The sequence below is a fragment of the Streptomyces alkaliphilus genome (genome assembly GCF_014141535.1).
Lineage (GTDB): Bacteria > Actinomycetota > Actinomycetes > Streptomycetales > Streptomycetaceae > Streptomyces > Streptomyces alkaliphilus.
On record NZ_VKHT01001674.1, the window covers coordinates 1 to 537 of the forward strand.

Annotated in this window: 1 pseudogene; it reads left to right on the top strand. The window is 74.1% G+C overall.

Features of this window, described 5'->3' with window-relative positions:
* Positions 1-537 (top strand): annotated as a pseudogene (locus FNQ90_RS26265) (hypothetical protein); the annotation flags it as partial.

The window sequence follows — 537 nt, forward strand, 5'->3', positions numbered from 1 at the left end:
GGTGGGGGCCCTGGCCCGAGGAGGTCCACCAGCGGGGTGAGACATTCTTCCCGGGGGATGTCGAAGCCGAGCACGTGCGGCGCGGCGTGACGGGGTTCATGCCGGACATGAGGGAGTTGCGGGCGGCATCGGCGCGGGACCCGGGGCGTGCACGGCTGAACCTGCCGGACGCGGCCACCTCGTTGCTGGTGCTTCCGTTGTTGGCGCGCGGTGTGGTGCTGGGCGCGGTGCCGCTGTGGCGCACCGGCGACAGGACCCCCTTCGACGCGGCCGATGTCCAGTTGGCGGAGGAGATCGGCTCACGCCTGGCGCTGGGGTTGGACAACGCCCGGCGCTACACCCGGGAGCGACGCACGGTGGAGGCTTTGCAACGCAGCCTGCTGCCGCGACTGTCGGCGCGGCTGAGCGCGGCGCGGACCACCGGGGCGTATGTCCCGGCCGGTACCGCCGCCGGCACCGGCGGCAGCTGGTACGACGTGATCCAGCTGTCGGGCACGCGGGTGGCGTTCGTGGTCGGGCGGGTGGCCGGGGCGGGGG